Source organism: Streptosporangium sp. NPDC000095, assembly GCF_042899335.1.
Lineage (GTDB): Bacteria > Actinomycetota > Actinomycetes > Streptosporangiales > Streptosporangiaceae > Streptosporangium.
In genome coordinates this window covers 1077678-1091345 of record NZ_JBIAZS010000001.1, presented here as the reverse complement: position 1 = coordinate 1091345, position 13668 = coordinate 1077678, and the positions used below count along the sequence as shown (strand labels likewise).

General features: G+C 70.9%; 10 protein-coding genes. 6 read left to right on the top strand and 4 right to left on the bottom strand.

What is annotated here, in order from left to right; all coding sequences use genetic code 11:
• Positions 1-54: 54 nt before the first annotated feature.
• On the bottom strand, positions 55-198 hold the full coding sequence (locus tag ACFY3V_RS04550) for a hypothetical protein (protein ID WP_350944646.1): 144 nt from the start codon (positions 196-198) through the stop codon (positions 55-57).
• A gap of 269 nt (positions 199-467) precedes the next feature.
• Entirely contained in the window at positions 468-5363 is a 4896-nt protein-coding gene (locus ACFY3V_RS04545) for an ATP-dependent helicase (protein WP_389769918.1), read from the bottom strand.
• Between the two features lie 286 nt (positions 5364-5649).
• Between ACFY3V_RS04545 and ACFY3V_RS04540 the strand changes: the two genes are divergently transcribed.
• Both ACFY3V_RS04540 and ACFY3V_RS04535 read left to right on the top strand, forming a co-directional pair.
• Positions 5650-6138: a VOC family protein gene (locus tag ACFY3V_RS04540; protein WP_350944643.1), complete on the top strand. Its 489-nt coding sequence runs from the start codon at positions 5650-5652 to the stop codon at positions 6136-6138.
• A gap of 184 nt (positions 6139-6322) precedes the next feature.
• Positions 6323-6517, top strand: coding sequence for a DUF3046 domain-containing protein (locus ACFY3V_RS04535; protein ID WP_350944641.1), 195 nt, complete (start codon positions 6323-6325; stop codon positions 6515-6517).
• Positions 6518-6524: 7 nt separating this feature from the next.
• Here the strand turns inward: ACFY3V_RS04535 and ACFY3V_RS04530 are convergent, their stop codons facing one another.
• The gene (locus ACFY3V_RS04530) at positions 6525-6800 is read right to left on the bottom strand and encodes a hypothetical protein (protein ID WP_362898520.1); all 276 of its coding nucleotides are present in this window, start codon (positions 6798-6800) and stop codon (positions 6525-6527) included.
• A gap of 618 nt (positions 6801-7418) precedes the next feature.
• Between ACFY3V_RS04530 and recA the strand changes: the two genes are divergently transcribed.
• The 3 genes from recA to rny all read left to right on the top strand — a co-directional run bounded on the left by recA (position 7419) and on the right by rny (position 11309).
• Positions 7419-8555, top strand: a complete 1137-nt coding sequence (recA, locus tag ACFY3V_RS04525; protein WP_389769913.1) for a recombinase RecA — start codon at positions 7419-7421, stop codon at positions 8553-8555.
• A 14-nt stretch (positions 8556-8569) separates the two neighbouring features.
• Complete coding sequence (gene recX, locus ACFY3V_RS04520; RefSeq protein ID WP_389769910.1) at positions 8570-9406, top strand: recombination regulator RecX; 837 nt, start codon at positions 8570-8572, stop codon at positions 9404-9406.
• A gap of 286 nt (positions 9407-9692) precedes the next feature.
• Positions 9693-11309 (top strand): ribonuclease Y, encoded by a 1617-nt coding sequence (gene rny, locus ACFY3V_RS04515; RefSeq protein WP_350944636.1) that lies wholly within the window; start codon positions 9693-9695, stop codon positions 11307-11309.
• 66 nt (positions 11310-11375) lie between these two features.
• Here the strand turns inward: rny and ACFY3V_RS04510 are convergent, their stop codons facing one another.
• Positions 11376-13253, bottom strand: coding sequence for a S9 family peptidase (locus ACFY3V_RS04510; RefSeq protein ID WP_389769906.1), 1878 nt, complete (start codon positions 13251-13253; stop codon positions 11376-11378).
• Between the two features lie 200 nt (positions 13254-13453).
• Here ACFY3V_RS04510 and ACFY3V_RS04505 point away from each other — a divergent pair, with 200 nt between their 5' ends.
• Positions 13454-13645 carry a hypothetical protein gene (locus ACFY3V_RS04505; protein ID WP_389769903.1) on the top strand — a complete coding sequence of 64 codons (192 nt, stop codon included), beginning with the start codon at positions 13454-13456 and terminating at the stop codon, positions 13643-13645.
• Positions 13646-13668 lie beyond the last annotated feature (23 nt).

Genomic DNA, 13668 nt, shown 5'->3' with positions numbered 1-13668 from the left:
GCGGTCGACGACCACGCCCCGTCCTCTCATGCCTGTCCGGCTACGCGCGCGGCGTCAGTACGCCCAGCCACCGGGGGCGAAGTCCTCCCAGTGGTAGAAATCCCAGTAGTACCCACCGTTGACCTGCGCGAGCTGGCTCTCCTCCAGCTCGGTGCCGATCCCGGCCAGCTCGGACAGCTGAGGCTTGGCCTTGGCCATCGTTGTTTCCCCTTTCGATCTGACAACGCGGCCAATGTCCCAATCTCCGGTTGCGAACCAGTGGTGGACGACTGCAATCGCCTCGCCGAGCACACGCGCCGACACGGGCAAGACCGGATGACAGGTCATGGAGCGCGCGCGTATCGATACGGGCGGGACCGGACAACGGGGCATGGAGCGCACGTATCGATACGCGGGCCGGATGACAGGTCACGTGGCACGCGCGTCGACGCGAGGTGGGGCCGGACCGGACGACAGGTCACGGTGCTCTATGCCCGCAGACGCAGCCCTCTCGGGGTCGGGTGGAACCCGGCGGACTCCAGGGCCGCGCCCAGGGGGGAGTCGTTGACGGCGGTGCCGTCCGCCCGCTCGACGGTGAGCTTGCCCAGGGCGCCGTCGCGCACGGCGAGCGCGAGGGCGTCGACGGCGGGCTGGAGACGATCGTCACCCGAGAAGGAGAGCAGGGTCTTGCCGCCGCGCTCGACGTAGAGGGCGAGGTGCCCGTCGACGAGCACCACCAGGGACCCGGCCTTTCTGCCCGGCTTGTGGGACACCTCCCCGGGATGGGCGGGCCACGGCAGGGCCGCGCCGTACGGATTGGCCGGGTCGGCGGCCGCCAGCACCACCGCCCGCCGGGTGCTCGCCTCCGCCCTCTCCGGCTTCCGCGTGCTCCACGGGTCGGGCGCCGGCGCCGTGTCCGGCCCGGTGGGGGAGAGGGATGTGGAGCGCATCCGGTCGACGGCGCCGGGAAGGGCGAACTGGGCGCCGCCCAGCCCTTCCACGAAGTAACCCCTACGGCATCGGCCGCTCTCCTCGAAGGCGCGAAGCACCTGGTAGACGGCGGCGAACCCGCCCGGCAGCCGCTCGGCGGTCACCGCCCCCCTGGTCACCACGCCGTGTCGCTCCAGCAGCACCTCGGCCTGGGCGTGGGCGCGCTGGGTGGTGTCCTCCGCGAGGGCGGGCAGTGCCCACCAGCGCCCGCTCACGGTGGGCGGGCCGCTCCTCGTCGGCAGCACCGCCCGACGGCGCCTGGTCGGGGCCGGGCGGTGCGCGGGGCGTCCCGTTCCGAGGACGGCCCGCAGCGGCGCGAGCGTGTCACCGGTGATCCGGCCCGACCACACCAGATCCCACACGGCGGCGGACAGGGCGCGGTCATCCGGGACGGAACCGGTCAGGAGCGCCCCGACCCGGCTGCCCAGCTCGCGGAAGAACAGCGCGCCCCCGCCGCCGAGAACCTCCAGCACCGCCTCGTGCACCGGCGTCAGGGTGACGTCGGAGGGAGGGAGCATCAGCAGCGGCGCGGTGTCGGCGAAGTAGAGCGACACCCAGCCGTCACCGCCTGGCAGGGACCCCTGCCCTGCCCAGACCACTTCGCCCGAGGCGGTCAGCTCGTCCAGGAGCGACGGGTCGTATCCGGGCACCCGCGAGGGCAGGATGAGCGTCTCCAACGCCGACGCGGGCACCGCCGCACCCTGCAACTGCTCGATCGCGCCCACCAGCGCGTCGATCGGCGGCCTGCCCCGTGGGGGAGAGCCGCTGATGCCGTGCCAGGCGGGCGCGAAGGCGGCCAGGGTCTCCGGGGAGACCGGCTCCACCTCCTTGCGGAGCCTGGCGAGGGACCGGCGGCGCAGCATCCGCAGCACCCCCGCGTCACACCACTCCTCACCGCGGCCCCCCGGCCTGAACTCCCCGCTCACCACCCGCCCCGAGGCGGCCAGGCGGCGCAGCGCCTCGGTGACGACCGCGGCACCGAGGCCGAACCTGGCCGCGGCGGTGCTCGCGAGGAAGGGGGCGCGCGTACGGGCGTGCCGGGCGAGCAGGTCGCCCAGCGGATCGTCGACCGGCTCCAGGAACGCGTGCGGCACACCCACGGGCAGCGGCACGCCGAGCGCGTCGCGCAGCCGGGCGGCGTCCTCGATCGCCGCCCACCGCTCCTGCCCCGCCACCCGCACCCTGATGGCCCGCCGGGAGCCCTCCAGCGCGGTCAGCCACGCGGGGTCGCCCTCGCGCACGCCGACGTCCTCGGCCACGAGGGGGCCGTGGGAGCGAAGCAGGTCGGCCAGATCCTCGGCGTCGCGCAGCGGCCTGTCCAGCCGGGCCAGCTCCCGCTCGGTGTCGGTGATCACATCGAGGTCGAGCAGCTCGCGCAGGTCCGCCTGGCCGAGCAACTCGGCCAGCAGGCTCGTGTCGAGCGCGAGCGCCTGGGCGCGTCGCTCGGCCAGCGGGGCGTCGCCCTCGTACATGAACGCGCCGATGTAGTTGAACAGCAGCGACGCCGCGAACGGCGACGCCTGGCCGGTCTCGACCTCCACCAGCCGGACCCGCCGCGCCTCGATGTCACGCATCAGCCGGACCAGCCCCGGCACGTCGAACACGTCCTGGAGGCACTCGCGCATCGTCTCCAGCACCACCGGGAACGACCCGTAGCGGCCCGCCACGCTCAGCAGGTGCGAGGCGCGCTGCCGCTGCTGCCAGAGCGGCGACCGCCTGCCCGGCACGCGGCGCGGCAACAGCAGGGATCTTCCCGCGCACTCGCGGAACCGCGCCGCGAACAGCGCCGAGCCGCCCAGCTCCTCGGTGACGATCCGCTCGATCTCGTCCGCGTCGAAGATCGCGACATCGGACGGAGGATCGGAGAGCGTGTCGGGAACACGCAGCACGATCCCGTCGTCGGAGTGCACGGCCTGCACGTCGACGCCGTAGCGCTCCCGCAGCCGCCGCCCGATCGCCAGCGCCCACGGCGCGTGCACCCGGGCACCGTACGGGGAGTGCACCACCACCCGCCAGTCGCCCAGCTCGTCGTGGAAGCGCTCGACCAGCAACGTCCTGTCGTCCGGCACGTAGCCGGTCGCCTGCCGCTGCTCGGCCAGGTAGGAGAGCAGGTTGGCCGCGGCGAACTCGTCCAGTCCCGCCGCCCTGATCCTCTCCAGGGCGCCCTCCCGCGCCGCGTCGCCCGCTTCGGCCTTACCTGTCTTCCCGTTCCCCGCTTTCCTCCTCTCTCCGTCTCCCGTGCCTCCCGCTCCGGCGCTTCTCGCCTCCGCCGCTCCGTCTTCGGCTTTCGCCGCTCCCGTCCCCGGGCTCCGGGCGCCCCCGCCTCCCACTCCGGCGTCCGCGCCCGCCGCCGACATCTCGCGGAGGAACGCGCCGATGGCCCTCCCCAGCTCCGCGGGCCGCCCCGCGGTGTCGCCGTGCCAGAACGGGAGCTTTCCCGGCTGGCCGGGGGCGGGCGTGACCAGCACCCGATCGGCCGTGATCTCCTCGATCCGCCAGGAGGTCGCGCCCAGCACGAACACGTCACCGGCCCGCGACTCGTAGACCATCTCCTCGTCCAGCTCGCCCACCCGGGAGGACTTCTCCCCGACCAGGAACACGCCGAACAATCCCCGGTCGGGGATCGTGCCGCCGTTGGTGACCGCGAGCCGCTGGGCTCCGGGACGGCCCCGCAGGGTGCCGGTCACCCGGTCCCAGACGATGCGCGGCCGCAGCTCGGCGAACTCCTCGCTCGGGTATCGCCCGGCGAGCATGTCGAGCGTCGCCTCCAGCGCGCTCCTGGGCAGCGTCCGGTAGGGGGCGGCCCGCCGCACGACCTCCTCCAGCTCGTCGACCGTCCACTCGTCCAGCGCGGTCATCGCGACGATCTGCTGGGCGAGCACGTCGAGGGGGTTGCGCGGGTAGCGCAGATCCTCGATCTCCCCGCTCCTCATCCGCTCGGCCACCACCGCCGTCTGGACCAGGTCCCCCCGGTATTTGGGGAAGATCACGCCGCGCGAGACGGCCCCCACCTGGTGCCCGGCCCGGCCGATCCGCTGCAGGCCGCTCGCCACGCTCGGCGGTGCCCCGACACACGCCACCAGGTCGACCGCGCCCATGTCGATGCCGAGCTCCAGGCTGGAGGTCGCGACCACGGCGGGCAGCCGCCCGGACTTGAGCGCCTCCTCGATCTGGGAGCGCTCCTCCTTCGACACCGAACCGTGGTGGGCTCTCACGATCTCAGGGACGACCCCCTTGGCCGCACCGGCCTGCGCCATCATCGCCGCAGGGGTGGAGATGGAGGCCGGTGGCACGGGGAACCCCTCGGCCCAGTGCACCGGCTCCGCTCCCACGCCCTCCTCCGCCGCCCGCTCCCCGCCGTCGTCCCGTCGCTCCCACGCCAGCTCGTTGAGGCGGGTGCACAGTCTCTCCGCGAGCCGCCGGGAGTTGGCGAACACGATCGTGGAAGCGTGGTCGCCGATCAGCTCGAACAGCCGCTCCTCCACATGCGGCCAGATCGACCGCCTGGCCGGGGTCTCCGTCAGCCAGCGGTCGTCGTCGGGGGCGGGGGGAGGCGTGTCGAGCTCGGTCATGTCCTCGATCGGGACGACCACCTCGACCGCGATCTCCTTCTCGGAGGGCGGCTGGACCACTGTCGCCGGGCGCGTCCCACCCAGGAAGGCGGCCACCTCGCTCACCGGGCGCACGGTCGCGGACAGGCCGATCCGCTGGGCGGGCCTGGGCAGGAGGGTGTCGAGCCGCTCCAGACTGAGGGCGAGGTGCGCGCCGCGCTTGGTGGCCGCCACCGCGTGCACCTCGTCGACGACGACCGTCTCCACGTCGCGTAACGCCTCACGGGCCTGGCTGGTGAGCAGCAGGAACAGCGACTCGGGGGTGGTGATCAGGATGTCGGACGGCCTGGTCGCGAACCGGCGCCGCTCCTCGGGGGAGGTGTCGCCCGACCGGATCGCCACCGAGATCTCCGGCACCGGCAGACCGAGCCGCCGCGCGGTCTGCCTCAGCCCGGCGAGCGGGGCCCGGAGGTTGCGCTCGACGTCGACGGCGAGAGCCTTGAGCGGCGACACGTACAGGACCCGGCACCGCCTCGCCGGCTCGCCGTCCCCGCGAGAACGCCCCCGCCCGCGTCGCGAGCCCGCACCGCCCGCCTGACCCGTACCGGAGGTCTCGGCGTCGGGGGGAGGGGCGGAGGCGAGCCGGTCGAGCGACCACAGGAAGGCGGCGAGCGTCTTGCCGGAGCCGGTGGGCGCGACCACCAGGGTGTTGTCACCCCGGGCGATCGCCGCCCACGCCCCCTCCTGCGCGGCGGTCGGCGCGGAGAACGCCCCGGTGAACCAGTCTCTGGTCATCCGGGTGAAGTGGTCGAGCGCGCCGCCCGTGCCCGTTGTCTCGCTCATCGCCGCCCCCCTGGCTCCCGGTCCGGCCGACCAACCGGGTCACCGCCCATACTGCACGGTCCCACCGACAGAACCCGCCACCGCCGACCGGCGGGCGGGAGTGGACGGACCGCGCGTCACCTGCGGACACACGAACCGGCCTCGCGGCAGGAACGAGGGAGACCACGCCTCCCGGGGGTCTTCCCGACGCCCTGCGACCATGACATGGCGTCCGGGATAGGTTGGCCCCCTGTCGTCACGGACACGACTTTGACGAACACACGACGCATTGAGTGGTGAGCTAACGGTGAGCATCGACCATCAGGCCATCGAGGCGACACGCGAGCGGATCAAGGCGGAGCACCTCAGGGAGCACCGCCCGCCGAGCAGCGCGAGGGGGTTGCACCACTTCGCGCTGATCTCCTCCGACGTCGAGACGACGATCGCGTTCTACCAGGACCTCCTGGAGTTCCCGCTCACGGAGATCTTCGAGAACCGCGACTACCGGGGGTCGAACCACTTCTTCTTCGACATCGGCAACGGCAACCTCCTCGCCTTCTTCGACTTCCCCGGCCTGGACCTCGGCCCCTACAAAGAGGTTCTCGGCGGGCTCCACCACATCGCCATCTCCGTCGATCCCTCCACGTGGGAGCGCCTGCGGGGCAAGCTGGAGGCGGCGGGAGTGCCGCACCAGGTCGAGAGTGGCGCGTCCATCTACTTCGCCGACCCCGACGGCGCACGCCTGGAGCTGCTCGCCGACCCCCTCGGAGAGATGTACGGCTCCCGAGTGCTCTGACGACTCCGCCTCCTCACCCCGGACCTTGGCCGCCCGCGTTCTCACCGGCGACGGCCCTTCCCCCGTACGTCTCCCGTCCCGGTCCCGGCGGACCTGGACGGGAAATCGGGAGACGGGGTGGTTCGCGGTCAGGCGGCGTCTCGGAACGGGCTCCCCCACCCCGGAGTGGACCCATACTTGGGGTATGCGCCTGTCGGAATTCTGGAAGCGGATGAAGTCACACTTCGGTGACCGGTACGCCGATTCATGGGCCAACGACTACGTCATCGCCGATCTCGGCGGTCGGACCGTGGTCCAGGCGCTGGCCGACGGCGTGGGGGCGAAGGAGGTCTGGCACGCCGTGTGCGGGGTGACCGACGTCTCACCCAGGCTCCGCTGAGAACCGGTCAGGATTCGGGAAGCGGGACGAGGAGCCTCTCCACCACCTCGGCCGCGTGCGCGGGATCGTCGGCGCTCTCCTCGCCGTCCGGTGCCCACAGGAACAGCCAGCCGTCCTTGACCGGCGTGGCGAAGACGATCGTCTGCCGGTGACTGTCGGGATGCCACACCCACAGCACGGGGGCGGTGCCGCCGAGGGTGCGGCTCACCATCCCTCGTTGTCGCAGTTCGGCGGCGAGGGAGTCGAGATGGGCTAGGCGTTGCTGTGTGAACGCGTTGGGCACGTCGGGCACCTCGGGTCGTTTCCCCTCAGGATCACCCCAGGTCAGCCCGGTTACAACAGGCTCCAGGTAATTCTTGGAAATGTCGCCTTTCGGATGGGTTCCGGGTTCTCCGGGGCGGTTCTCCCGCCGCCGGTGCCCACGGCGCCTGGCGCCACGCGCCTCGTCGGCGGCCCCGCCGCCCGTGCCTGGTTGCGTAGACCTATGGCGTTCTATGCCAGTTACCGGCTATTCATGTGTTTCGTAGCCATTCGTGCCCGATGATGCCTGTCGCACCCGGTGTCACGCACGCCTCGCCGGCGGCTCCGCCGTCCGCGCCCCCGTGTTCGTCGGACCGCCACGCGACATCTGGACCGCCAAGGTGGACCCGCCGTCCGCGCCCGCTCGTGTTCGTCCGCGTCCGTCTGTGTTCGTCGGCGTCCGGTCGTGCCCGGTCGTGCGCGGGTGACCTCCGCGATGGTTCGCGACTCCCGCAACCCGTGGTGCCAACGGGCGGCGATCGAACAGTCGTTCGGCTATATTGAACAGGCCACCACTCCTGGCGTGCCCTCCCGAAATTGTCGGCGGCACCCCGTAGCTTTCTGGCAACCGATCCAACCCGCGACCCTTCAGGGGGCTCCCATGGCAGCTAACGACCGCGAGAAGGCGCTTGAGACCGCACTCGCTCAGATCGAGCGTCAGTTCGGCAAGGGCTCGATCATGCGCCTGGGCGACGAGACCCGGGCTCCCATCGAGGTGATTCCCACCGGCTCCATCGCGCTCGACGTGGCCCTCGGCATCGGCGGTTTCCCACGCGGCCGCATCGTCGAGGTCTACGGTCCCGAGTCCTCGGGCAAGACCACGGTCGCCCTGCACGCGGTGGCCAACGCCCAGCGCGGCGGCGGCATCGCCGCGTTCATCGACGCCGAGCACGCGCTCGACCCGGAGTACGCCCAGAAGCTGGGCGTCGACACCGACGCGCTGCTCGTCTCCCAGCCCGACACCGGTGAGCAGGCGCTGGAGATCGCCGACATGCTGATCCGGTCCGGCGCCGTCGACCTGCTGGTCATCGACTCGGTCGCCGCACTGGTGCCCAAGGCCGAGATCGAGGGCGAGATGGGCGACAGCCACGTCGGCCTCCAGGCCCGCCTGATGTCCCAGGCGCTGCGCAAGGTCGCCGGCGCGCTCAACAACACCGGCACCACCGCGATCTTCATCAACCAGCTCCGCGAGAAGATCGGCGTGATGTTCGGTTCGCCCGAGACCACGACCGGTGGAAAGGCGCTGAAGTTCTACGCCTCGGTCCGTCTCGACATCCGCCGCATCGAGACGCTGAAGGACGGCACTGAGGCGGTCGGCAACCGCACCCGGGTGAAGATCGTCAAGAACAAGATGGCCCCGCCCTTCCGGGTGGCCGACTTCGACATCCTCTACGGCGTCGGCATCTCCCGCGAGGGTGGCCTGATCGACATGGGCGTCGAGCACGGTTTCGTCCGCAAGTCCGGCGCCTGGTACACCTACGAGGGTGACCAGCTCGGCCAGGGCAAGGAGAACGCGCGAAACTTCCTCAAGAGCCACCCGGACATGGCGAACGAGATCGAGAAGAAGATCAAGGAGAAGCTGGGTGTCGGCCCGCGCCTTGACAGCCCGGCCGCCCCGTCGCCCGTCCCCGCGGCTTCGGCCCCGGCCGCCGCGTCCGGCCGTGCGGCCGGTGCCGCGTCTTCCGCCGGGTCCGGTCGCGGTTCCAAGGCCGCCACTCCCAAGCCGGGTGACGCCTGAGTCCGGGCTGATCGATGACGACGGGACCTGACTCCGGTCCGGCCGACCAGGCCGGGCCGAGAGACTGGGGCGCCTGGCCCGACGAACCTCGGGCGGCCTCACCGGGCAGACGTGGGCGCGACTTCGGTTCGTCCGCTTCTGAGGAAGGGTTCCGCGAGGAGACCGCGGAACCTGCGGGCGACGCACCCCGCGGCCGGAGGAAACGTGCCTCCCGTCGTGGCGGGCGGCGCTCAGGGAGGGCTACCCCGGGTTTCCTTCCCGAAGGATCCGACGGCCCCGACGGACCAGGCGGGTCCGACGGATCGGCCGAGCGGGCCGGGGCGAGCCGGAAGTCCGAGGCCGACCCGCAGGCGGTGGCGCGAGGCATCTGTCTGCGGCTGCTGACCATGGCGCCGCGCACCCGAGCCCAGCTCGCGGAGGCGCTGCGCAAGCGTGAGGTGCCACAGGAGGCGGCGGACGCCGTGCTGGACCGCTTCTCCGAGGTCGGACTCATCGACGACGAGGCGTTCGCCGCGGCATGGGTGAGTTCACGCCACGCCGGGCGAGGGCTCGCCAGAAAGGCCCTCGCCTCGGAGCTCCGCCACCGCGGGGTGGAAGAGGAGACCGTGAAGGAAGCGGTGGATCAGCTCGATCCCGAGGAGGAGGCGGAGACCGCCCGTCGCCTCGTTCGGCGCAAGCTCTCCTCGACCCGAAGCCTGGAGCCCGCGGTCAGGACTCGCAGACTGGCCGGCATGCTCGCCCGGAAGGGATACGGCCCCGGCCTGGCCTTTCGCGTCATCCGCGAAGTGCTGGAGGACGAGGGTGCGGAAACATCGTCATTCACGGATGATTCGGGCTATTCGCTTGACTAGTCCAAAGCAGCTTGACAGCGGGTCTTTGCTTGCTCGTTACCTCTCTGACGCTTAATCTCAACGGCAGTGAGGAGTTACTCCGCGCAGTGCGGATTGTCATAGCGGTGTAGTACGGGCAAACAGGCTTGGCGGATGAGGACGGAACGACGGACCGGCGGGAAGAGCCGGTAGGTGATCCCCTCTGGGGTCACTTCTGTCCCGACAGCGCCGCCACCTGGACTTTCCGTGCCGTGCGTGTGACCCCTCGTGTGCCTGATATTTGCGACGCGAGGAAGGTGAGGCGCGCATGGATCCGGTCGTGGTCGTCATGTTGGTAGTGACGGTTGTGGCTCTCGCCGTGATGACAGCCGTGCTGGTCGTGTTGCTGCGTCGTATCGGTGGAGCCGGGCCCGTGCAGAAGGGCCCCACCCCCGAGCAGGAGGCCGAGGCCGAGACCCATCTGGAGGAGGCCAGGCGCGAGGCCGCCGACATTCGGGCGAGAGCCAGGGATGACGCCGGAGAGCTCCTGCGCAAGTCGGAGACGGCGGTCGAGGCGGCGGCGGAGATGCGCAAGGAGGCCGAGGCCGAGGGCAAGATCCTGAAGTACGAGCTCAAGGAGCTCCGGTCCGACCTCGAACGCAGGGAGAACCGGCTCGCCGAGCGGGAGCAGCGTCTCGACGAGGAGGCCAGGCGCCAGACCGACCGGGCCCGCAAGCTCGCCGAGACGGAGGTCGAGCTGGCCGACCGCCGTGAGGATCTCGAACGGGTCGCCGAGGAGCGTAAGACCATCCTGGAGCGGGTGTCCGGACTCACCAGCGACCAGGCCAAGGCCGAGTTGGTCCGAGAGATCGAGAACCAGGCCAAGCGCGAGGCCGCGCTGATCATCAGGGAGATCGAGAGCGAGGCCCGCAAGGAGGGTGAGAAGCGCGCCACCAAGATCGTCACATTGGCGGTCCAGCGGGTGGCCACCGAGCAGACCGCCGAGTCCGTGGTGAGCGTTCTGCACCTGCCGGGTGACGAGATGAAGGGGCGCATCATCGGCCGTGAGGGCCGCAACATCCGCGCCTTCGAGTCGACCACCGGCGTCAACCTGATCATCGACGACACACCGGAAGCCGTGTTGCTGTCGTGCTTCGACCCGGTCCGCAGGGAGACCGCGCGACTGACCCTGGAGAAACTCGTCCTCGACGGGCGCATCCATCCGCAGCGCATCGAGGAGGCCCACGAGCGCAGCAAGGCGGAGGTCCAGGAATTGTGCGTGCGCGCCGGTGAGGACGCCCTGGTGGAGCTCGGCATCACCGATATGCATCCCGAGCTGGTCACCCTTCTCGGCCAGCTTCGTTACCGCACCTCCTACGGCCAGAACGTGCTCGGTCACCTCATCGAGTCCGCCCACATCGCCGGAATCATGGCGGCCGAGCTGCGGCTCGACACGACACTGCTCAAGCGCTGCACGCTCCTGCACGACATCGGCAAGGCGCTCACCCATGAGGTCGAGGGCAGCCACGCGCTCATCGGCGCCGAGATCGCCAGACGCTACGGCGAGCACGAGGACGTCGTCCACGCCATCGAGGCCCACCACAACGAGGTCGAGGTCAAGACGGTCGAGGCCGTCCTCACCCAGGCCGCCGACGCGATCAGCGGCGGCCGCCCCGGAGCCCGCCGCGAGTCGCTGGAGGCCTACGTCAAGCGACTGGAGCGGCTTGAGGAGATCGCCACCTCCTATGAGGGCGTCGAGAAGGTCTTCGCCATGCAGGCGGGGCGGGAGATCAGGGTGATGGTGAAGCCCGACGCGGTCGACGACATCCAGGCCCAGGTGATCGCCCGAGATGTCGCCAAACAGGTCGAGGAGGAGCTCACCTACCCCGGCCAGATCCGCATCACGGTCGTCCGTGAATCGCGGGCCACCGAGTTCGCCCGCTGACCCCGCCGAACCGTCGCCCCCGCCGAACCGCTGAAAACCCGTTGAGCCGCTGACCTCGCCGACCGGTCAGGAGTGGAAGATCTGCTGGTAGAAGGCGAGCTCGGTGGCGAGGGCCGCACTACGGGTCTCGGCGCGGCGGAACCCGTGGGCCTCGCCCTCGAACGTGAGGTAGGTGCAGGGGACGCCGCGTTCGGTGAGAGCGTCGACGAAGGCCTGAGACTGCGCCGGAGGGACCACCGGGTCGGACAGCCCCTGCAGGAGCAGCATGGGACAGCTCACCCCCGCCACCTGGCCGACGGGCTCGCGCGAGGCGTACAGGGCGGGATCCTCCGGGCCGATCAGCCACTCGACGTAGCGTGACTCGAAGTCGTGGGTGGTCGCGCTGAAGTTGGCGAGTCCGCTCACGCCGTAGTAGGAGACACCTCCGGCGAACGCCTCGGACGCGCAGCAGGCCGCCATGACCGTCCATCCGCCCGCGCTGCCGCCCCTGATCGCGATCCGCGCCGGGTCGCCCAGACCTTCCGCGGCCAGCCACTCGGCCGCGGCGATCGAGTCTTCGACGTCGACCACGCCCCACTGACCGTGCAGCCGCTCGCGATAGACGCGGCCGTAGCCGGTGGAACCGCCGTAGTTGACGTCGAGCACACCGATGCCCCTGCTGGTGAAGAACGCCTTCTCCAGGTCGAGTGCGCCGACACTGTGCCCGGTCGGCCCGCCGTGCACGAACACGACGTACGGCGCGGGGCCCTCGCCACGCGCCTCGGGGTTGGACGGAGGGTAGAGGAACGCGTGCACCTCGCGCCCGAACCGGGTCTCGAACTCCACGGGCCTGGCGAGTGGCAGGTAACCGGCGTCGGGCAGCTCGTTGACGTCCCTGCGGAGCTCCTCCACCCGCTCGGTCACGGTGTCGACCCGGATGATGGACCGGGGCAGCGCGGGACCGTACCCGATTCCGACCAGGGCGTGCCCGTCGGTGGCGAGCACCGCGTCCCAGCCCTCGTAGGGCACGTCCAGGTCGCTCAGCACGCCGCTGTCCGGGTCGAAGACCCCCAGACGCAGGTTGCCCCGCCCATGCAGGACCGCGAGGCTCCCGTCGGCCATCGGTGCGTACGGCACCGCGCCGAGCTGCCACAGCGGACCCGCGAACTCCTCCTCCGCCGGGTAGAGCGCCCTTGGCTCGGTGCCGTATATCCCGACCAGGTAGAGGTTCCACCAGCCCGACCAGTCGGAGATCAGGTAGAGGCTCTGCTCGTCACGCCACTGCGGGGCGAGCACCGACTCGGAGACGCCGCCCCGCACCTTCCAGGCGGTGCCGTCGGCGAGCCGGGAGACCCACAGCTCGGTGCCGTTCCACGGCATCCGGGGGTGGTCCCAGCAGACGAAGGCGAGGTGCTCGCCGTCGGGGGAGAGGGTGGGGAAGGCGTAGAAGTCGTGGCCGCCGGCCCGCTCGCGCGGCGCGTCCTCGCCGGACAGCGGGATGGACACGATCGACCGGCTCACCCGGCCGTCGTCGTGACGCTCCCTCACGCACCAGATCTGCCCGTCGTGGACGACCAGGTCCGCGTAGCGCAGGCCGGCCGGCTCCTCGGGCTCCGGCGTGAGGGGTCTGGGCTCACCGCCGGCGGGCAGTAGGTAGAGGCGCTGGTCGACGAAGTTGGTGAACACCACGCCCTCGCCGGGCACCACCGCGTACGACCGCCCGCCGTACTCGTGGACCCTGGTCCTGGCGCTCCACGGCGCGCTCAGCAGCTCGCGCTGGGCTCCGTCGGCGCTGCGGTGCATGATGGTGGTCCGTCCGCCCTCGGCGGGACGGTCCTCGGTCCACCAGACCTCCTCGCCGAGAACAGTCGGGTATCCGAGGCGCAGCCCGGAACGGGCGACGTCGGAGGTGGAGACCGGCGACGGCCACGTGGCGTACGGCAGGACGACCTGCTCGGGGGACATGGCGTAATCCTGCCCGATAACCCGTCGCGTGTCGCCGGTATCACGCTCGCGTCATCGGAGATATGCCGTCGGTGAACCGAACGGGCCGTGAGATCAGTGGGAATGATGAGGTGAGGGCGGTTGGCCCGGTCTCTGCCATAAATCGGCTTGCGGAGGTTTTTTTACCCGCCTGTCACACGGAAGGGCGGTCACCGGATCCGATGACCGCGGTCCGTCCGTACCGGGCGGCCTTGTACTCCAGCATCTGGGTGAAGGCCGACCGGCCCGCGTCGTGGACGCTCCTGGCCACTCTCGTGCGCGTCGGCTCACCTCCGAAGCAGGTGACATACCGTCTTCTACCCGAGGTAACCAAGTCCTACCAGCTCGCCTGCGGCAAAGCCATCCCGCTGTGACCGTAGAACTGATCACTGCGACG